We start from the raw sequence: 18,619 nt of genomic DNA, 5'->3' as shown, positions 1-18,619 counted from the left end.
CTTGCCCTCTATCGCCTCAACTCGCCTTCAGCCGCGAGCCGCCGAGCAGGCCGCGCTCCTCGAGCACCGGATAGGCGATCGAGGCAAGCAGCGAGTTGATCTGCTTCAGGTCGCGGATGGTGTCGAGGTGGATCGAGCTCGTCTCGACGCTCTTGGCGGTGCCTTCGCGCAGGCGCAGGAAATGGCTGGCGCTGGTTTCCTTCTCGCGCTCGCGCAGCAGGTCCTTTTCCAACACCAATTGCCTGGCGGTTTCCGGGTCGCGCGAGACCAGGACGTTGAAGGCGAGGCGCGCATTGGCGAGCACCGAGGAATGGAAGGCGCAGAGCTCCTGCCATCCCTCAGGCGTGAATTCCAGGCCGCGCTCCAGCTTCTTCCTGACATGCACCAGCATGTTGCGCACGATGATGTCGCCTACCTGCTCCAGCTTGACGCAGGCGCCGATCAGCTCCTGGCACCGCAATGCCTCGTCCTCGGTGAGCGGATTCCTGGTGATCTTGGCAAGGTAGAGCTTGATCGCGGCGTGCTTCCTGTCGACTCGGTCGTCGAGCGCGGCAAGCGCCTTGATCTTGGCGGGGTCGGCATCCTCATAGAGCTCAATGATGCGCTTCAGCATGATCTCGACCGTCTCACAGACCCGCACCACCTCACGCGTGGCGTTGGCCAACGCCTGGCTCGGCGTGTCGAGTGCGCTCTCGTTCAGTGCCGAAAGCTCCACGACCTCGAGCGTGGCGGCAGGTTGCGGCTTGCTGCCCAGCGCCACGATCTTTTCGGAAGCGCGGTAGACGAGGCCGGCCAGCGGCAGTCCGGCCAGCAGGATCAGCACGTTGAACAGGATGTGGGCGTTGACGATCTGATCGGGCGCGCTTCTGCCGAGGAAGGCGACATCCGGCTTGAAGGTCATGATCAGGACCAGCATGATCAGCGAGCCGAGGCCGCGCATCAAAAGGTTGCCGACCGGCACGATGCGCACCTCGGGCGGCGCCGACCGCGTCAGCATCGGCGCAATAAGCGACGAGCCAAGATTGACGCCGAGCACCAGGACCACGCCCAGTTCCGGCGTGATCAGCCCGCGGCCCGCCAGCGTCGCCATCAAAAGCACCGCGGCGATGCTCGACTGGAACAGCCAGGTGACTAAGGCGGCCAACAGGTAAGTGGTGATGGAGTCGCCTGAGAAATAATTAATGATCAGCGGCATCAGTTGGCTGTTGCGCAGCGGCTCCGACGCCTGGCCGATCATCTCGAGCGACAGGATCAGCAGGCCGACGCCGATCAGGATGCGGCCCAGCTGCCGCCAGTCTCGCCGCTCAGTGGTCATGAACATGACCGTGCCGGCGATCAGGCAGAGCGGCACGAGAAGGGTAAGGTCGAAGGTGAGCAGCTTGGCCACCAGCGCCGAACCGATCTCGGCGCCGCGCACCGCCAGTTGCCCGGCGGCGCCCGAAACGATGCCGGCGCCGGCGAAGGAGCCGACCAGCAGCGTCACTGCGGTCGAGCTCTGCAGCGCGACCGCCAGCCCACAGCCGGCCAGCACCGCCATGACCGGATTGCGCATGGTGGCGCGCAGCCTGTGGCGCAGCACGTCGCCATAGGCGCGCTCGACTCCGGTCTTTACCATGCGGGTGGCGAACAGCATCAGCGCCACCGCGCCGGCAAGGTGCAGGAGGACGACGGAGCCGCTCACAGCCGACCTCGCGAGTTGGCTTTGGGGACGTGGAGAGGAGTACGAATCTTAGCCATTTCAACGCGTCGAAATATACCAATTAAGATTAGCCGAATAATAGATTTTTCTGATGCGATGATCGTCCCGGCTCGACGGCGCATGTCGGAAATGAATAGAGGAAGCATTGGTTGCATGTGCCCGGCGGCGGCGCTTCGCCTTGTAGTGGCCGATGCCCGGCCGGGTGACCGGAGACGATCTGAAGCCTTGTTGAAGCAGATTACGCAAACCTTGGAAATCATTACAGAATTGTAATTCTAACGTTCAGTTTCGGTTCATCCGTTGGCGGTTACTTCTCCGCCCATCGACAACAAGGAGTACCGACTGTGAAGCGTCTCATACTTTCCGCCGTCACCGCCTCGACGCTGGCCGCCTCGGCCTTCTCCGGCCAGGCCGCGCCGCTTGCCCAACCAAGCGCGCCGCAGTCGAATTACAACCAGGTCGACTGGCAGAAGCCCGGCAGGCATGTCGACAAGCGTGTCGTGAAGAAGAAGGTCGTCGTAAAGCGCAGCCATTGGCGCAACGGCCAGAAATACTCCAACTGGAGGCGCCACCAGCCGATCCGCGACTGGAACCGCTACGGCCTGCGCCGTCCCGGCCCCGGCCAGGAGTGGATCCGCGTCGGCAACGACTATGTGCTGGTCAGCATTCTTTCCGGCATCATCTTCGGCGCGATCGCCGCACATTAATCCACGGCAATCCGGAAATTCGGAAGGCGGTCACCCGGCCGCCTTCTTTTCGTCTGTGAAAAGCGGGTACGATGGGTCAGCCGGAGTCGCCGCGCCCGGGCGGCTTGATTATATGGAGGCAAACGAGCTTTTACCCGATGCGATTTCCGCCCGCCTTCCTCGACGAGATACGCGACCGCGTGCCGATTTCTCAGGTCATCGGCCAGCGCGTCGCATGGGACAGGAAAAAGACCAACACGTCGCGCGGTGACTATTGGGCTTGCTGTCCGTTCCACGGCGAGAAAAGCCCGTCCTTCCACTGCGAGGACAAGAAGGGCCGCTACCACTGCTTCGGCTGTTCGGTGTCGGGCGATCACTTCAAGTTCCTCACCGAGCTCGACGGCATGAGTTTTCCCGAGGCGGTCGAGAAGATCGCCGAGATGGCCGGCGTGCCGATGCCGGTGCGGGATGAGGCGCAGGAGCGGCGAGAGAAGGAACGCGCCAGCCTGACCGACGTCATGGAAATGGCCACCGCCTTCTTCCAGGAGCGGCTGCAGGGACCGGAAGGCGCCAAGGCCCGTGCCTATCTGCGCGACCGCGGGCTGACCCCGGCGACGCAGCAATCCTTCCGTCTGGGTTACGCGCCCGACAGCCGCAACGCGCTCAAGGAGCATCTCGCCGCGAAGGGCGTGGCGAAGGCCGATATCGAAGCCTGCGGGCTGGTGCGGCACGGCGACGACATCCCGGTCTCCTATGACTGGTTCCGCGACCGCATCATGTTCCCGATCCCGGATTCGCGCGGCAAGATCATCGCTTTCGGCGGGCGGGCGCTAGCGCCCGATGCCTTGGCCAAATACATGAACTCGCCGGAGACCGAGCTCTTCCACAAGGGCAATGTGCTTTACAATTTCGCCCGAGCCCGAAAGGCTCTCGCCAAGGGCGGCACGGTGATCGCGGTCGAAGGCTATATGGACGTGATCGCGCTGGCGCAGGCCGGCTTCGAGAACGCCGTGGCGCCGCTCGGCACCGCACTCACCGAAAACCAACTCGAGCTTCTGTGGCGCATGGCGCCGGAGCCGGTGCTGTGCTTCGACGGCGACAAGGCCGGGCTGAAAGCGGCATGGCGGGCGGCCGATCTGGCGCTTCCGGCCGTCCAGCCCGGGCGCTCGGCGCGCTTTGCGCTGTTGCCCGAGGGCAAGGATCCTGATGATCTGGTCAAGGCGGAAGGGCCTGACGCGTTTCGGGCGGTGCTTTCGGAAGCGCGGCCGCTCGCCGACCTGCTCTGGATGCGCGAGACGGCCGGCGGTGTCTTCGATACGCCGGAGCGGCGCGCCGAACTCGGAAAGAAGTTGCGCGAGATCACCAGCCGCATCCGCGACGAGAGCACGCGCTACCACTATCAACAGGAGATGCGCGAGCGGGAACAGAGCTTCTTCGGCTCGCAGCGCGGCGCGCGGCAAGGCCAGCACGGGGCACGCTCCGACGGCCGCCCGGGTGAGCGCGGCAGGGGGTCGGCGCCAGGCGGGGCGTTTGGCCGGAGCGCTGCGGGAGGGCGCGCCGCGATCACCGAGAGCCTGGGCCGCTCGGCGCTGGTCAAGCGCACGGGCGAAGCCATGTCGGTGCGCGAGGCGACGATCATCGTGGCGCTGGTCAACCATCCGGCGCTGATCGACGAGAATTTCGCGCATGTCGAATTCCTCGACCTCGCCAATTCGGATTTGCGCAAGCTCCACGCGGCCATCCTCGACGCGATGGCGCATGACGCGGCCGACGAGCGCGGCGCCGTCATCGCCACCATTGAGCGCGCCGGATACGGCGGCATCTGGGAGCGGGCGGTGGAACTGATCAAGCGCGCGCGGCAGTGGCCGGCGCTCGAAACCGCGGCGCTCGAGGACGCCCGCGACGCCTTCAACCAGGCGATGCACTTGCAGCGCAGCGCCCGCACATTACATAGAGAGCTGAAACAGGCGCAGGCGGCGCTCGATGCGGACCCTTCGGACGAAAACTTCCGGCATCTCGTCGAGATTCAAGCGCAATTCAACGATGTGCAGGCAACGGAAGCGCTGATCGAAGGATTCGGCGTTTCGTCGGGCAGGGTTGGCCGCGTTTAGGGCCGAACACCACCCGTTGAAAGTGAAGTGGAAATTACGCAGCGCGTCGAATCGACGCCTCTAAGTCGGGTAATTGATTCGCTTTTTTCATGCGAATCATGCCAGAGGCGCTTGACCTTCTGGCAGATTGGCGGAATCAGGACGATTCGAAACGTTAACCGTGCCCCGGCGTCGGCGGGAAATTTGAGCGATGTGAGATACTGGTGATGGCTGGACAGGCAAAATGCCTGCTCCAGATATCACGGTTAAGCTGGACTTAATGCATATCGCCCAAAGGTGGAAAGCCGGTTTTGGGCGACATGCACAAACAAAAGAGATGACGCGGGTTGCCGGGCCGGTAGAAAGCGTTCCGGCGCGGGCACAACCGGCAACCGGTCCGACAGTTTACGCGGCCTCGATATCGGCCGCTTGGAGACGACAAAGAATGGCGACAAAGGAAAAGGAAGAGGTCGAGACCGAACGTGAAGGCGCCACCGATGGCCCTCTGCTCGACCTTTCCGACGATGCTGTCAAGAAGATGATCAAGGCCGCGAAGAAACGCGGCTATGTCACGCTCGACGAACTCAATGCGGTGCTGCCCTCGGAAGAGACGGATCCGGATCGCATCGAAGACATCAATGCGATGCTCAACGACATGGGCATCAATGTCGTCGAAGACGACGAGCAGGGTGAAGAGAGCGAAGGCGAAGCGGCCGGCGACAGCGAGGAAGACGCCAACGAGCTTGCCGAGCAGACGGGCACCGCCGTCGCCGCCACGACCACCAAGAAAGAGCCGACCGATCGCACCGACGACCCGGTGCGCATGTATCTGCGCGAGATGGGCTCGGTCGAGCTTCTGTCGCGCGAGGGCGAAATCGCCATCGCCAAGCGCATCGAGGCCGGCCGCGAGACCATGATCGCCGGGCTTTGCGAAAGCCCGCTAACCTTCCAGGCCATCATCATCTGGCGCGACGAGCTCAACGAATCGAAGATCCTGCTGCGCGAGATCATTGACCTCGAGGCGACCTATGCCGGCCCCGAGGCCAAGCAGGCGCCGGTGGTCGAACGCGTCGACGAAGCGCCCAAGCCTGAAGAGAAGCCGCGCGGACGCGCGGCGGCACGCGAGGAAGAAGACGACATCACCAATGTCGGCGGCGACACGCGCGGGCTGGAGGAAGAGGAAGACGACGAGGACGAGGCGAGCCTCTCGCTGGCCGCGATGGAAGCCGAACTGCGTCCGCAGGTGATGGAGACGCTCGACGTCATCGCCGACACCTACAAGAAGCTCCGCAAGCTGCAGGACCAGCAGGTCGAGAACCGCCTAGCCGCGGCAGGCACGCTCTCGCCTAGCCAGGACCGCCGCCTGAAGGAGCTGAAGGACCAGCTGATCAAGGCGGTGAAGTCGCTGTCGCTCAACGCCGCGCGCATCGAAGCGCTGGTCGAGCAGCTCTACGACATCAACAAGCGCCTGGTGCAGAACGAGGGCAAGCTTTTGCGGCTGGCCGAAAGCTATGGCGTGCGCCGCGAGGAATTCCTCAAGGAGTATCAGGGCTCCGAGCTCGATCCGAACTGGACTCGCTCGATCTCCAACCTGACCTCGCGCGGCTGGAAGGAGTTCACCAAGAACGAGAAGGACACGATCAAGGAACTGCGCGCCGAGATCCAGAACCTCGCCACCGAAACGGCGATCTCGATCCAGGAATTCCGCAAGATCGTGAACCAGGTGCAGAAGGGCGAGCGCGAGGCCGCGATCGCCAAGAAGGAAATGGTCGAGGCGAACCTTCGCCTGGTCATCTCCATCGCCAAGAAATACACCAACCGCGGCCTGCAATTCCTGGATCTCATCCAGGAAGGCAATATCGGCCTGATGAAGGCGGTCGATAAGTTCGAATACCGCCGCGGCTACAAGTTCTCGACCTATGCGACATGGTGGATCCGGCAGGCCATCACCCGCTCGATCGCCGACCAGGCGCGCACCATCCGCATTCCGGTGCACATGATCGAGACGATCAACAAGATCGTGCGCACTTCGCGCCAGATGCTGCACGAGATCGGTCGCGAGCCGACGCCGGAGGAACTGGCCGAGAAGCTTGCCATGCCGCTCGAAAAAGTGCGCAAGGTCTTGAAGATCGCCAAGGAGCCGATCTCGCTCGAAACGCCTGTCGGCGACGAGGAGGATTCGCATCTCGGCGATTTCATCGAGGACAAGATGGCGATCCTGCCGATCGACGCGGCGATCCAGGCCAATCTGCGCGAGACGACGACGCGCGTGCTGGCCTCGCTGACGCCACGCGAGGAGCGCGTTCTCAGAATGCGCTTCGGCATCGGCATGAACACCGACCACACACTGGAGGAAGTCGGCCAGCAGTTCTCGGTGACGCGCGAACGCATCCGCCAGATCGAAGCCAAGGCGTTGCGCAAGCTCAAGCATCCGAGCAGGTCGCGGAAGCTCAGAAGCTTCCTCGACAGCTGAGCGGAAACGCAAACACACGAAGATCCAAGGGGCGCCTCCGGCGCCCTTTTTTGCGTTTCAGGCTATCCCTCATGGCGCCTTGCCGGCTTTACCCGACAGGAGGATAATTTCAGGGTCGGATGCATTTGTGGGCGATAGACCGGATGCCCGCCCGGCGCCGGCCGTAAACGGCCGGACGCTCGCTCCGTGGCACCGGAGGGAGGTGTGCCATGACAACCTACATCGTGCTTATCAACTGGACCGAGCTAGGCGCCAGGAATGTGCGGGAGTCGCCGAAACGGCTCGATGCCGCCAAGAAGCTGCTGGGGGAGATGGGCGGCTCGTTCAAATCATTCTACCTGACCATGGGCGAATGCGACATGGTCGCCATCGTCGAAGCTCCGGACGATGCGGTGCTCGCCCGCTTCGCGCTGATGTTGGCGTCAGGCGGCAATGTCAAAACGCGGACGATGAAGGCGTTCCCGGAATTCGCCTACCGCGAGATCATCAGCTCGCTGGGGTGAGGCGGCTTGGGGATCGGCGCGGCTGTTGCGAAGCCGCGCTGCATTCCTGATAGTCGCGCCATGCCCAAGCCGCTGCTCATCGTCTGGTACAACACACGCTGTCCGGTGTGCGACGCCGGCGTCAGCCGCCAGAAGCGGCGGCTGATCGATGCGGTCAAGGCGGGCCGTGTTGAATTCCGCGACATCAACTTCGAGCCCGAAGCGCTTTCGGCCTACGGCGCCTCGCTCGAGGATATCCGCCGGCGCCTGCATGCCATCGATGCCGAAGGACGGCTGCTGGTTGGCGCTGATGTGGCGATCGCGGTCTGGCGCTTCACACCGGGCGAGGGATGGCTGGCGCGCTTGTTCGGCAACGTGATCGCGCTGCCGCTGACGCGCTTTGGCTACGACCGCTTCGCGGACCTTCTCTATGCCTGGAACCGGCACAGGGGACGCTGGTAGCCAGCTTGGCTCCCTCCGCGTGCGGAACGGCAGCTCTTGGCTTGGGTTACGATACATCTTAAGATATATCTTGACTCGGAACGCGGCCGGCCTTACGTACGATGTATCGTAAGATACAACGCAAAGGAGCAATCTATGCACAGACACGGTCACTTCGGGCATAACCATTTCGGCGAGCGCATGTTCATGCATATGGCCGGCAAATTTGGGGGCAGAGGGGGCGGCGGCTTCGGCCCGTTTGGCCATGGCGGCAGGGGCGGCGGCGGCCGCGGCGGCCCGGGCGACATGTTTCGCGCCGGGCGCATGCTGGCCGACGGCGATCTCAAGCTGATCACGCTGTCGCTTCTGGCCGACGCGCCGCGCCACGGCTACGACATCATCAAGGCGCTGGAAGAGCGCACCAGCGGCATCTACAGCCCGAGCCCGGGCGTGGTCTATCCGACGCTGACCTTCCTGGAGGAGGCGGGCTATGCGGTGTCGTCCAGCGAAGGCAACAAGAAGGTGTTTTCGATCACCGAGGCCGGCAAGGCGCATCTTGAGGAGAACCGCGAGATGATCGACAACGTCCTCGACCATCTCGAGCGCTTTGGCCGCAAGATGGCCGCGGCGCGCGAATGGTTCGGCTGGGGCGACGACAGGGACGAGGGGCGCCGTGGCCGCTCGGAGACGCGCGACCGCTTCCGCGCGCTGCGCCAGCGGCTCCGCGCCGCGCTCGGCGACATCGCCGACGCGCCGGAAGACAAGCAGGCCGAGGCGATCAGCATCCTGGAAGACGCCGCCGAGGCGATCGAGGCGCTGTCGCGCCGCTAAGCCATTTTCCATATGGAAGCCAAAAAGCCCGGAGCGATCCGGGCTTCTTGCATTCAGTCAGTGATCGACGGGGCAGGGACTATTCCTTGCCGACATATTCGCTGATGAGCTTCTCATTGCGCGCCTTCTCGATCTTGGCGGTGGTCTCGGCCGCGATCCGCTCGTCGGTGCGGTACTTGACCAGGTTCACCAGGCTGCCGGTAAGCAGGAGGACGCCCATGGCCCAGTAACCCTTGGTCGAGAGGTCGACCGGGGCCAGCCATAGCGACAGGCCGAGCATGAAATAGGCGGCGCCCACCGACACGGTGTTGAACAGGATGTAGGTCTGATTGCCGTTCATCGTAACGTTCCTTCGATTTGATCCGTTTGGAGGATTTGATCTGTCTGGGAATTGCGGGTTCAGTTGAGCGATTTCAGGCGCGCCAGGACGTCCTCGGCGCGCACTTTGGTGGCCGGTCCATGGCCCGCTTCGGCGAGGCGTTCGCGGATCGCCTCGTGGCGCAACTCGCCGTCGATCTCGTCAAGGATGCCGGCCTCCTCGAACGGGTCGCTGCTTTCCCTGATGCGGTCGAGCAATTCCTCCGCTTCATTGATGCTCGCCGTGCGGCCGATCGAACGGTTGAGGCGCGACTGCGCCTTGCGTTCGGCATCGATCGCCCGAGCCGAGATCATGCCCTGGTTGAGGCCGATGATGCGGCGGTGCGCCTGTTCGACGGACACGCGCATCCGCAAGGTCTTCTCGCCCAGGCTCTTGACCGTGGCGCGGCGGACTTCGCGCTCGTTCTCTAGTTCGGCGATCGCGGAAGCGCCGCCTTCGGCAAGCGCCTGGTTGTTGGCCGAAAGCGCGCTCAGCGTGCGGGTTTCCAGATCGGCGATGCGGCGGTCGAGCTGGTCGAGGCTGGTCTGCTCGGCACGCTGGCGCACGATCAGCGCGGCGAGCGTCTGCTTGGCGGCGGCGAGGCCCGCCTCCGCGTCGCGGATGCGCTGCGCCAGAAGGTCGATGGCGAAACGATCCTTCAGATTGTCCTCGGCCCGGGCACTGGCGCCGTCCAGCAATGTCTTGATCAGGCTAAGCATGGTGTTCTCCCTGTTAATGTGAACAATGTTCACACGGTCAACATAACAGGAAATGAACATTGTCCAAGTGCTATCTTGAACGCTGTTCATGCAGTGCTGGACATGGTAAAAAGCAGGCAATGGAACGCATCCGGGCCGGGCGCCGGCTCCGGGAAACAAGGACGGGAAACAGCATGGCGCTGGACAAGGAAGAGATGAGCGAGAAGGTGCTCGCCATTGCCGAGGCACTGCTCAATGAGGGCGGGGCCGAGAATCTGAAGGCGCGCACGATAGCGGAGCAGGCCGGCATTTCGGTCGGATCGGTCTACAACCTCTTTGCCGATCTCGAGGAGGTGCATCGTGCCGTCAACATGCGGCTGCTCGACCGGCTCGGCGCGACAGGCCTGGCGGCGATGGCCGATCTCGAAAGGCAAGGAGTGACCGATGTCCAGCACCGCATCCTCGCCATGGCCGCGGCCTATGTGCGCTTCGTCGAGGCGCATCCCGGCAGCTGGCCGGCCGTGCTTGCCTTCAACCGGCGCCGCGCGACGCGGCCGGGCCCCGACGCCTATGACGCGCTGCTCGACGCACTCTTCGACATCGTCGCCGGCGTGCTCAAGGCTGGGGACTTCGGGCTCGACGACAAGCGCCGCACGCTTGCGGCCCGGACCTTGTGGTCAAGCGTGCACGGCATCGTGACCAGCGGCTATGTGGCGAATTCGGACAGCCGGCAGGCCGAGGAGATCTGGCATCAGATCGAGCTGCTGGTCGGCGTCTTCGTCAAGGGGCTGGAACACGGCGGCGCATTCGCGCATGCTGAGACAAAGTCAGAATGAACAGGGCGCCGTGAATCCTTCGGCGCCCGCGTGAGATGGAGTTTTGAACAATGTCTTTTCTGAAAAAGCTTTTCGGCGGCGGCAGCAGTGAGGCCACGGACACCGGCTCCGCCAAGCCGGCCAAGCAGGTCGAACACAAGGGCTTCCTGATCAGCGCGACGCCCTACAAGGCCGACGGCCAGTACCAGACCTGCGGCGTGGTCTCGAAGGAGGTGGACGGCGTGATGAAAGAACACCGCTTCATCCGCGCCGACCGTTTCGCTGGGCTGGACGACGCCATCGACATCTCGATCAAGAAGGGCATCCAGCTCGTCGATGAGCAGGGCGAGAAGATGTTCGGCTGAAGGTCATCATAGTCGAGGATCGATCGGTTCGCTCTCCAGCGCCAGCACAGCGAAGACGCATTCGTGGACCCGCCGCAGCGGCTGGCTCGCGACAAATCGTTTCAACGCCTCGTGGCCGAGGGCGAACTCGCTGAGCGCCAGGTTGCGCTTGCCGCCCAGATGCCGCTCGCGCAGTCGGACAAGATTGTCGGGCGCATCATACTCCGGTCCGTAGATCATGCGCAGATATTCGCGGCCGCGGACCTTGAGCGCCGGCTGGATGAGACCTTTCTTACCGCGGCTGACAAAGTCGCGCGGCTTGACCACCATACCTTCGCCGCCTGAAGCGATCAGCATCTCCCACCAAGCGACGGCCTCCTCGCAGGCCCCAGCATCGGCCAAGTCGACGCTGCGCCATCTGGTGTGCACGACGACACCTTCCGTGGCGAGGCGATCGGCCAGCGACATATGCCAGATGTGGTCATGGTCGAACCAGACGCGGCCTTCGCTGGCCAGCAGATGGAACGGCGCCACCCTGAGATCATCGACACTCGAAACCGGCCAGACATAGGGCGACCAGGCGCTGGCATATTTGCCTGCACGCTCGGCCCGGTCGGTGAATCGTGCATTCAGATCCGCCACGTCGACGCCTCGCGCCTTCGCTCTCTCCAAGACATCGCGACCGAGCCGCAGGCCGGCCGCGGACGCCGCCGCCACCGGTCCGTACTGACTTTCGATGAGGCTGCTTGCCTTGGCCGACCAAGGCATGATTTCGGCGTCGAGCAGCAGCCAGTCGGTTTGCAGTTCCTCCCAGAGGCCGACGGCGTCGACGCTTGCGCGAAGCCGGGCAAGCAGACCCGCCGTCATGGCGTTGTCGCCGAAGAAAGAACGCCCTGTACGGGTCCATATCGCGCCGGTCTCTTCGCCTGAAACGCCGAACCGGCTGCGCGCCGCCTGCGCGGTCCGGCACAGCGCGACGATCGCCCGCGAACCCATGTGCTTTTCCTCGCACACGACCTCGGCGACGCCGCGCTCGCGAAAATAAGCAAAAGCTTCTTCCGGGCGTTCAAGCCAGCCGGCGTGACTGCTTGTCTCGGACGGCGACATTGTCGGCGGCAGGTACACCAGCCATTGCGGCGCCACCGCGAAGCGGCTCATTACCTCGAGCGCGGCCGAGGCGTTTTCCTCGGCCACGACGACACGGCCTTTCAGCTCCGTCTCTATCCAGCGTCGGCCGGAAACGTCCTTTATGTCGAGCACATCGTCGGCGTCGGCCTGCGCGGATTTTTCCGGGTTCGACGCGGCAAGCGGGCGCACAGGCTCCGACCAGGTACGGATCGCTGGTACTTCGACCAACTCGCGTTCCGGCCAACGAAGCGCCGTCAGCTTGCCGCCGAATACGCAGCCGGTGTCGATGCATAAGGTGTTGTTGACCCATTCGGCCGCCAGCATCGGCGTATGACCATACACGACCGCCGTCTTGCCGCGATAGGCGGCTGCCCAGTCGGCTCGGACCGGCAGGCCGAATTCGTCGATCTCGCCGGTCGTCTCGCCATAGAGCGCGAATTCGCGCACAGCGCCCGAGCCGCGTCCGATCATGTCCTCCTTGAGGCCGGCATGGGCGACGGCCAGCCGTCCCCCGTCCAGCCAGACATGGCTGCGCAGATTGTCGAGGAAGGCCGGCAGCGCCTCCTTCAGTCCACGATCCTGGGTTTCCAGCTGGTCGATCGTTTGCTGGAGGCCGTGAGCGATCGTGACCTTGCGACCTTCCAGCCAGCGGCCGAGCTTGCGTTCGTGATTGCCTTGGACGCAGTAGGCGGTGCCGGCGGCGACCATGCTCATCGCAATGCGCAGAACGTCGGGCGTATTGGGGCCGCGATCGACAAGATCGCCGACAAAGACGGCCTTGCGGCCTTCTGGAGGAGAAACGAGGACGCTCCGCTCGCCGCGATGCTCAGACCAGGCAAGGCTGTATCCGAGTTTGCCCAGCAAGGCTTGAAGCTCTTCGGCGCAGCCATGCACGTCGCCGATGATGTCGAAGGGGCCGGCATCCTGACGCTTATCGGTCCAAAGCGGCTGGCGCGAGATTTTGGCAGCCTCGATGCTGGCTTCGCTGGTGAGCTTCCAGACCTGGCGAAAGCCTTCCCGCTGCAGAGCGCCGAGACCCTTGCGAATCTCCATCGTCATGCGCTGGGCCACCCCAGCGCCAAAGGGGCGATCGGGCCGGCTCGCATTGCGCGCCACGCACACGTCAACACCGGGATCGAGCACCATGGCGACCGGCAGAGCGTGCCATTTGCGCGCCAGTTCGATCCAGGCCTTGCGGTCGGCCGCGCGCACATTGGTAGCGTCGACAACGGCCAGCTTGCGGTGCTTGAGTCGCTTGCCGATGATGTCGCGCATCAGTTCGAAGGCGTCGGCCGACACATCCTGATTGGTTTCGTCATCGCAGACGAGCCCGCGGCATCGGTCGGACGAGACGATCTCGGTCGGCAGGAAATGCCTCGCCGCAAAAGTCGACTTGCCGGACCCGGTCGAGCCGATCAGCACGACCAGAGCGAAATCCGGGATATCCAGGTTTGTCTTGTCGGCTTCCCTCATCGCGTGAACACCGCCATCTGTGTCGGCGCGCCCAAGGTGGCATCCTCAGGGCCTATGCCGCTGATTTCAGCGGTATAGCCGTAAGTCCCGCTTATTCTGGCCGTCCAGGTTTTGAACTCGGCGCGGCTCCACTCGAAGCGATGGTCGGGATGACGGAAAGCGCCAGTCGCCAGATTGTCGAACAGAGCGTTGTGATCGGCATTGGGCGTCGTTACGACAACTGTTTTCGGGGCGGCTTCGCCAAAGACAATCCGCTCGACCAAAGGAAGCCTGTCTTGGTCGAGATGCTCGATGACCTCGACCAATACAGCGACGTCGGCTTCGGCCCAGCGACCGTCGCGATAGGTCAGCGAACCGTGCAGAAGCGTGACGCGCCCTTCCGGCGGGCCGCCCGCTTCATTCAGTCTCAACCGCCTTGCCGCCCATTCGAGCTCGCGGATGGCAGGGTCCAAGCCGAACAGTTTTTGGATCCATCGCTCGCGCAAGAGTCGGTCGAGAAGCTTGCCTTCGCCGCATCCCAGGTCCGCGACAACTTTGCCGCCACTCGCGCGGATGGCTTCGACGACCGCATCCAGGCGCCGGTCGTGCAGCCGGATCGGCGTCTCGAGCGTTTCCTCGGGCGAGCTGCGGGTTTCGGCTGGCGTATCCGCTGCCGCGGTTTCAGGGACCAGTCGCGCCAGGGCCGAGCGTGCCAAACCCGATTTGTTGCGCAAATAGCGGCGCGCGATCAGCTCCTTGGCGGGGTGATGCTCCAGCCATCCCGCGCCCTTGGACAGCAGCTTGTCGACCTCGTCGTCGCCGACCCAATAATGCTTGGCGTCGTCCATCACCGGAATGAGGATATAGAGGTGGTTGAGCAGATTGCTCAGCCGGCCGAGGCCGGACAATTTCAGATGGCCGTAACGGAGCCCTCCCGAACTGGAACTGACGGCTTCGATCGGGGTCAGCTCGACGGTCCAGCCCAGCGGTTCGAATAGCTCTCGCACCAGCGCCTCGCCGCCCCGCATCGGCAAGGGCGCCACGACAGCTTCCAGGGGCAGGTCGCTGTCGGCGAGTTGCTGGCGTTCCTTGGATATGCCGGTCATTGCGGTGCGCAGCATCTTATTGAGCGCAACGGACAGGAAGGACGATGCCGCGTAGGGCCGGTCGTTCACATATTGGTCGAGCAGTCCGTCCGCCTGACCCTTGCCTCTAACCAGTCCGATCGGATCGACATCGAGCAGCAGCGCGGCCTCGCAACGCGCATCACTGGCCTCGGGATAGAACAGCCAGGCCTTGCCGAAGGACAAGTCTGCTTCGTGCAGGCGTTCGGGATGCTTGTGCAACAGGAAGCCAAGATCCGTGGCAGGACGATGTGTGGTTGCAACCGAAAGAAACATGGCAAAGCGATAACGCAGCCGATCGGAATAACCAATGGCGGCGCGACGTTATTTCCGCTGCTTTTGCAACGCCCCAAGAACCGGTTGCCTACAACCCGCTCAGAACGCGACCTTGTCGCCGCCCTTGAGCTGCAGGATCTGCCGTGCCTCGTCGGGCGTGGCGATCGAGGCGCCGAGGCCTTCGATGATCTGGCGCACCTTGGTTACCTGCTCGGCGCTGGAGCGGGCAAGCTTGCCCTTGCCGATCCATAGCGAATCCTCCAGGCCGACCCGCACATTGCCGCCCAGCGCGATCGCTTGCGTGGCGATCGGCAGCTGGTGGCGGCCGGCGCCCAGAACCGACCAGTGATAGTCGTTGCCGAACAGGCGGTCGGCCGTGCGCTTCATGTGCGCGACATCCTCCGGATGCGTGCCGATGCCGCCAAGGATGCCGAACACGCTCTGGACGAAGAAGGGCGCCTTCACCAGGCCGCGCTCGACGAAATGCGCCAGCGTATAGAGATGGCCGATGTCGTAGCACTCGATCTCGAAGCGTGTGCCGTTGTCGGCGCAGGTGCGCAAGATGTGCTCGATGTCGCCGAAAGTGTTGCGGAAGATGCGGTCGCGCGAGGATTCCAGATAAGGCCGCTCCCAATCATGCTCGAAGGTCTTGAAGCGCTCCAGCATCGGGAACAGCGCGAAATTCATCGACCCCATGTTGAGCGACGCGACCTCAGGCGCGAACACCTTCGCCGGCTTGACGCGTTCCTCCACGCTCATCGTCGCCGCGCCCCCCGTGGTGATGTTGACGACGCAATTGGAGCGCTGCTTGATGACCTGCAAGAACGGCGCGAAGGCCTCGGTCGACTGGTCGGGGCGTCCGTCGACCGGATTGCGGGCGTGAAGATGGACGATCGCGGCACCTGCCTCGGCCGCCTCGATGGCGGCGGTCGCGATCTCTTCCGCCGTCACCGGCAGATGCGGCGACATTGACGGCGTGTGGATCGAGCCTGTGACCGCGCAGGTGATGATGATCTTGTTCTGGTTCGCCACTTTCGATGTCCTGACTTCGTTGTTGGACCGCGCCTATTTGACCGCGCCTTGCGTGATGCCGGAAATGAACTGCTTCGACAGCACGATACAAAGCACGGTAATCGGCAGCGCCGCCAGTGTCAGCCCGGTGAACAACACCCCCCAGTCGGTGGTGAATTCGCCGACGAACACGGTCGGCCCTTGCGGCAGTGTCTTCAAATTGTCGGAGGTGATCAGCACCAGCGGGAAGAAAAAGTCGTTCCAGATCGGCACGGCGTTCTGATCGCCACGATCACCAGTGCCGGCCGCGAGCGCGAATGCAAAATAGAGGCAGGCGCTGGCGGGCGCCTGCCTCTTCATTCCCGGCATCGGTGATCAGGCCGCGGCGACGACCTGATCGGTATTGGCGGCAGCGATCGCATCGACCTTGGCGGTGGCCTTGGCAAGTGCTGCCGTGACGGCGTCGGCGCCCATGCCGACGCCCTCGACGCGGATGACTTCGACGTCGGTCATGCCGAGGAAGCCGAGCACGCTGCGCAGATACGGGACCGCATGGTCCATCTGCACCGCGGCGCCTTCCGAATAGATGCCGCCGGAAGCGAGCACGATATAGACCTTCTTTCCGCTGACGAGCCCCTTCGGGCCACCTTCGCCATAGGCAAAGGTCTTCCCGGAGCGGGCGACGTGGTCGACCCAGGACTTCAACGTCGAGGAGATGTTGAAGTTGATGAAGCCGGTGGCGAGGATCACGGTGTCGGCGGCAAAAAGCTCGTCGAGCACGGCGTCGGAAACGCCGACGACCTCGGCCTGGCGCGCGGTGCGGGCTTCGGCCGGCGTGTAGATGCCGGAGGCGTAATCAGGGTCGATGTGCGGCAGCGGATTGGCGACCAGATCACGTACGACCAGCGTGTTGGACGGATCGGCGGCAACGAGCTTTTGGGCGAGATCGGTGGCGACGCGGGTCGAATGCGAAGCGGCGCCGCGCGGGCTGGAGGTAACGAGAAGAATAGACATGGCGGTGTCTCTCCTTGGGGTTGGATTGAACTTTCCCCGCCAATATGGGATTGCCGCCATATCAGGAAAACTGGCATAATATGCATACAATCCATCAATAAAATGGATGGCTTAGCATGCAACCAAACCCTACCTTGGATCAACTCCAAATCCTCGTCGCCGTGGCCGACACGGGCAGCTTCTCGGCCGCGGGTCGCAAGCTCAACCGGGCGCAGTCGGTGGTGAGCTACGGCATCGCCAATCTCGAAGCGCAGCTTGGCCTGAAACTGTTCGAGCGCGAGGGCGTGCGCGAGCCGCAGCTGACCGATGTCGGCAAGGCGATGCTGGAAGATGCGCGGCGCATGATCGGCGTCCTGCAGCGCATCCGCTCGCGTGCCGACGGCTACCGGCAAGGGCTTGAAGCGGAAGTGGCGATATCGGTCGACGTGGCGCTGCCTTCACCGGCGCTGGTGCGCGTGCTCAAGGCCTTCGAAGCCCAGTTCCCGGCGGTGATGCTGCGGCTCTATATCGGCTCGCTCGGCCTGATCGTCGACCAGGTCGTCAGCGGCCAGTCGGATCTGGGCTTTGGCGGCCTGCAAGGCGATGCCGACGTCACTCTGCTGCGCATCGGCTTCACCTCGATGGTGCCCGCGGCGGCGCCCGACCATCCATTGGCCAAACTGCCGAAGCCGGTGGCCGTCGAGGACCTGCGCGAGCATATCCAACTCGTCGTCTCCGACCAGTCGGAGCGGACGCGCGGGCGCGACTATGGCGTGTTCGCCTATCGGACCTGGCGGCTGACGGATGTACGCACCAAGCACGCGCTGATGCGCGAGGGTCTCGGCTGGGGCGGCCTGCCACGCTGGCTGATCGCCGACGACCTCGCCAGCGGCCGGTTGGTAGAGCTCGATCTGGAACCCTATCGCGAGGTGCGCTCGCCGCTCTATGCCATGCACCGCGCCGACCGCAGCCCCAAGCCGGCGGCGACCTGGCTGATCGACGAGTTCAAGCGCCAGCTTGGCTGCTTCAACGAGATGGAGCCGGGCGTTTGGACGGAGGAGGAGCCGGGGACGCCGGGGACAAGCCGTCCATGAGCGCGATCAGCACCGCGCGGTAATCCGCGGCAGACGCGCCGGCCTCAATGGCCAAAGCTGCCCGGTCGAAAGCCGCGGCCAGCAGGGCGGTCAGCGCCTCGGCCGGCAGTCTGGTCACCGCTTGCGCCCGCATCGCCGCGACCAGGCCCTCGCGCAATGAGCGGTTGCCATGGCGGTTGTCGATCTCGTCCATGACGGCGCGGCCGAGCACGGCCGGCCCGTCGAGCAGCAGAAGCCGCGTGCGGCCGGGCGCGCGCATTGCCTTGAGATAGGCGTCCGAGCCGGCGATCAGCGCCTCACGCGCCGACAGCGACGGCGGAGAGGCATGATCGATCTCTGCCGCGACCGCTGCCGCCTCCTGCTCGACGACCGCGGCGAACAGCGCCTGCTTGTCAGCGAAATGATGATAGAGCGCGCCGCGCGTCACGCCGGCCTCGGCGACGATCTCCGGGGTGCCGGTCTCGGCATAGGATTTTTCCGTGAACAGCTTTCGCGCCGCGCGGATCAGATCGGCGCGCGTCGCCTCGGTGCGGTCGCGGTTGGAGCGGCGTCCGGACTCCTGTTGCATACATGCAGCCTGTATGTTATTGCACTTACATGCAGACTGTATGTCGAACGAGAGGA

At 63.9% G+C, this 18,619-nt stretch carries 18 protein-coding genes; 9 read left to right on the top strand and 9 right to left on the bottom strand.

The annotated features are described in order from the left end of the window. Positions 1-16: 16 nt before the first annotated feature. Positions 17-1,681: a Na/Pi cotransporter family protein gene (locus ACVMIM_RS29100; RefSeq protein WP_476116143.1), complete on the bottom strand. Its 1,665-nt coding sequence runs from the start codon at positions 1,679-1,681 to the stop codon at positions 17-19. Between the two features lie 362 nt (positions 1,682-2,043). On the opposite strand from ACVMIM_RS29100, the gene ACVMIM_RS29095 reads away from it, so the two are divergent. The 6 genes from ACVMIM_RS29095 (at position 2,044) to ACVMIM_RS29070 (ending at position 8,702) form a co-directional block, all read left to right on the top strand. Further along, positions 2,044-2,406, top strand: coding sequence for an RcnB family protein (locus ACVMIM_RS29095; RefSeq protein WP_476116141.1), 363 nt, complete (start codon positions 2,044-2,046; stop codon positions 2,404-2,406). Positions 2,407-2,543: 137 nt separating this feature from the next. Beyond that, positions 2,544-4,496: a DNA primase gene (dnaG, locus tag ACVMIM_RS29090; RefSeq protein ID WP_476116139.1), complete on the top strand. Its 1,953-nt coding sequence runs from the start codon at positions 2,544-2,546 to the stop codon at positions 4,494-4,496. A gap of 424 nt (positions 4,497-4,920) precedes the next feature. Then, entirely contained in the window at positions 4,921-6,948 is a 2,028-nt protein-coding gene (gene rpoD, locus ACVMIM_RS29085; protein WP_476116138.1) for an RNA polymerase sigma factor RpoD, read from the top strand. 209 nt (positions 6,949-7,157) lie between these two features. Beyond that, positions 7,158-7,451, top strand: coding sequence for a GYD domain-containing protein (locus ACVMIM_RS29080; RefSeq protein WP_040996679.1), 294 nt, complete (start codon positions 7,158-7,160; stop codon positions 7,449-7,451). A gap of 60 nt (positions 7,452-7,511) precedes the next feature. After that, on the top strand, positions 7,512-7,892 hold the full coding sequence (locus tag ACVMIM_RS29075) for a thiol-disulfide oxidoreductase DCC family protein (protein WP_476116136.1): 381 nt from the start codon (positions 7,512-7,514) through the stop codon (positions 7,890-7,892). 135 nt (positions 7,893-8,027) lie between these two features. After that, positions 8,028-8,702, top strand: coding sequence for a PadR family transcriptional regulator (locus tag ACVMIM_RS29070; RefSeq protein WP_476116135.1), 675 nt, complete (start codon positions 8,028-8,030; stop codon positions 8,700-8,702). Positions 8,703-8,781: 79 nt separating this feature from the next. Here the strand turns inward: ACVMIM_RS29070 and ACVMIM_RS29065 are convergent, their stop codons facing one another. Together ACVMIM_RS29065 and ACVMIM_RS29060 are read right to left on the bottom strand one after the other, a co-directional pair. Continuing rightward, the gene (locus ACVMIM_RS29065; protein WP_040996673.1) at positions 8,782-9,042 is read right to left on the bottom strand and encodes a YiaA/YiaB family inner membrane protein; all 261 of its coding nucleotides are present in this window, start codon (positions 9,040-9,042) and stop codon (positions 8,782-8,784) included. 59 nt (positions 9,043-9,101) lie between these two features. Next, positions 9,102-9,779, bottom strand: a complete 678-nt coding sequence (locus tag ACVMIM_RS29060; protein ID WP_476116132.1) for a PspA/IM30 family protein — start codon at positions 9,777-9,779, stop codon at positions 9,102-9,104. Positions 9,780-9,952: 173 nt separating this feature from the next. Between ACVMIM_RS29060 and ACVMIM_RS29055 the strand changes: the two genes are divergently transcribed. Then, on the top strand, positions 9,953-10,594 hold the full coding sequence (locus ACVMIM_RS29055; protein ID WP_476116131.1) for a TetR/AcrR family transcriptional regulator: 642 nt from the start codon (positions 9,953-9,955) through the stop codon (positions 10,592-10,594). 50 nt (positions 10,595-10,644) lie between these two features. After that, the gene (locus ACVMIM_RS29050; protein WP_040996671.1) at positions 10,645-10,938 is read left to right on the top strand and encodes an HlyU family transcriptional regulator; all 294 of its coding nucleotides are present in this window, start codon (positions 10,645-10,647) and stop codon (positions 10,936-10,938) included. 6 nt (positions 10,939-10,944) lie between these two features. Here the strand turns inward: ACVMIM_RS29050 and ACVMIM_RS29045 are convergent, their stop codons facing one another. The 5 genes from ACVMIM_RS29045 to ACVMIM_RS29025 form a co-directional block, all read right to left on the bottom strand. Beyond that, positions 10,945-13,518 carry a polynucleotide kinase-phosphatase gene (locus ACVMIM_RS29045; protein ID WP_476116129.1) on the bottom strand — a complete coding sequence of 858 codons (2,574 nt, stop codon included), beginning with the start codon at positions 13,516-13,518 and terminating at the stop codon, positions 10,945-10,947. Then, entirely contained in the window at positions 13,515-14,897 is a 1,383-nt protein-coding gene (locus ACVMIM_RS29040) for a 3' terminal RNA ribose 2'-O-methyltransferase Hen1 (RefSeq protein WP_476116127.1), read from the bottom strand. The genes ACVMIM_RS29045 and ACVMIM_RS29040 overlap by 4 nt, the downstream gene beginning before the upstream one ends. 99 nt (positions 14,898-14,996) lie before the next feature. Further along, positions 14,997-15,929: a 3,5-dioxohexanoate:acetyl-CoA acetone transferase gene (gene kce, locus ACVMIM_RS29035; protein ID WP_040996669.1), complete on the bottom strand. Its 933-nt coding sequence runs from the start codon at positions 15,927-15,929 to the stop codon at positions 14,997-14,999. Positions 15,930-15,962: 33 nt separating this feature from the next. Beyond that, positions 15,963-16,268, bottom strand: a complete 306-nt coding sequence (locus tag ACVMIM_RS29030; protein ID WP_476116125.1) for a hypothetical protein — start codon at positions 16,266-16,268, stop codon at positions 15,963-15,965. 15 nt (positions 16,269-16,283) lie between these two features. Continuing rightward, the gene (locus ACVMIM_RS29025) at positions 16,284-16,922 is read right to left on the bottom strand and encodes an FMN-dependent NADH-azoreductase (protein WP_040996666.1); all 639 of its coding nucleotides are present in this window, start codon (positions 16,920-16,922) and stop codon (positions 16,284-16,286) included. A 116-nt stretch (positions 16,923-17,038) separates the two neighbouring features. On the opposite strand from ACVMIM_RS29025, the gene ACVMIM_RS29020 reads away from it, so the two are divergent. After that, on the top strand, positions 17,039-17,995 hold the full coding sequence (locus ACVMIM_RS29020; protein WP_476116124.1) for a LysR family transcriptional regulator: 957 nt from the start codon (positions 17,039-17,041) through the stop codon (positions 17,993-17,995). Here the strand turns inward: ACVMIM_RS29020 and ACVMIM_RS29015 are convergent. Continuing rightward, on the bottom strand, positions 17,928-18,563 hold the full coding sequence (locus ACVMIM_RS29015; RefSeq protein ID WP_476116122.1) for a TetR/AcrR family transcriptional regulator: 636 nt from the start codon (positions 18,561-18,563) through the stop codon (positions 17,928-17,930). The two genes, ACVMIM_RS29020 and ACVMIM_RS29015, sit on opposite strands and share 68 nt — an antisense overlap. Between the last annotated feature and the right edge of the window lie 56 nt (positions 18,564-18,619).

The organism is Mesorhizobium sp. USDA 4413 (genome assembly GCF_056280365.1).
The sequence above is the reverse complement of the archived record's forward strand: the minus strand, read 5'-3'. Positions and strand labels throughout refer to the sequence as shown.

Bases quoted from the DNA above. Each gene is read 5' to 3' on its own strand.
- dnaG (WP_476116139.1), top strand. From the start codon at position 2,544: ATGCGATTTCCGCCCGCCTTCCTCGACGAGATACGCGACCGCGTGCCG.
- rpoD (WP_476116138.1), top strand. From the start codon at position 4,921: ATGGCGACAAAGGAAAAGGAAGAGGTCGAGACCGAACGTGAAGGCGCC.
- ACVMIM_RS29080 (WP_040996679.1), top strand. From the start codon at position 7,158: ATGACAACCTACATCGTGCTTATCAACTGGACCGAGCTAGGCGCCAGG.
- ACVMIM_RS29075 (WP_476116136.1), top strand. From the start codon at position 7,512: ATGCCCAAGCCGCTGCTCATCGTCTGGTACAACACACGCTGTCCGGTG.
- ACVMIM_RS29070 (WP_476116135.1), top strand. From the start codon at position 8,028: ATGCACAGACACGGTCACTTCGGGCATAACCATTTCGGCGAGCGCATG.
- ACVMIM_RS29065 (WP_040996673.1), bottom strand. From the start codon at position 9,042: ATGAACGGCAATCAGACCTACATCCTGTTCAACACCGTGTCGGTGGGC.
- ACVMIM_RS29060 (WP_476116132.1), bottom strand. From the start codon at position 9,779: ATGCTTAGCCTGATCAAGACATTGCTGGACGGCGCCAGTGCCCGGGCC.
- ACVMIM_RS29055 (WP_476116131.1), top strand. From the start codon at position 9,953: ATGGCGCTGGACAAGGAAGAGATGAGCGAGAAGGTGCTCGCCATTGCC.
- ACVMIM_RS29050 (WP_040996671.1), top strand. From the start codon at position 10,645: ATGTCTTTTCTGAAAAAGCTTTTCGGCGGCGGCAGCAGTGAGGCCACG.
- ACVMIM_RS29045 (WP_476116129.1), bottom strand. From the start codon at position 13,518: ATGAGGGAAGCCGACAAGACAAACCTGGATATCCCGGATTTCGCTCTG.
- ACVMIM_RS29040 (WP_476116127.1), bottom strand. From the start codon at position 14,897: ATGTTTCTTTCGGTTGCAACCACACATCGTCCTGCCACGGATCTTGGC.
- ACVMIM_RS29030 (WP_476116125.1), bottom strand. From the start codon at position 16,268: ATGAAGAGGCAGGCGCCCGCCAGCGCCTGCCTCTATTTTGCATTCGCG.
- ACVMIM_RS29025 (WP_040996666.1), bottom strand. From the start codon at position 16,922: ATGTCTATTCTTCTCGTTACCTCCAGCCCGCGCGGCGCCGCTTCGCAT.
- ACVMIM_RS29020 (WP_476116124.1), top strand. From the start codon at position 17,039: ATGCAACCAAACCCTACCTTGGATCAACTCCAAATCCTCGTCGCCGTG.
- ACVMIM_RS29015 (WP_476116122.1), bottom strand. From the start codon at position 18,563: ATGCAACAGGAGTCCGGACGCCGCTCCAACCGCGACCGCACCGAGGCG.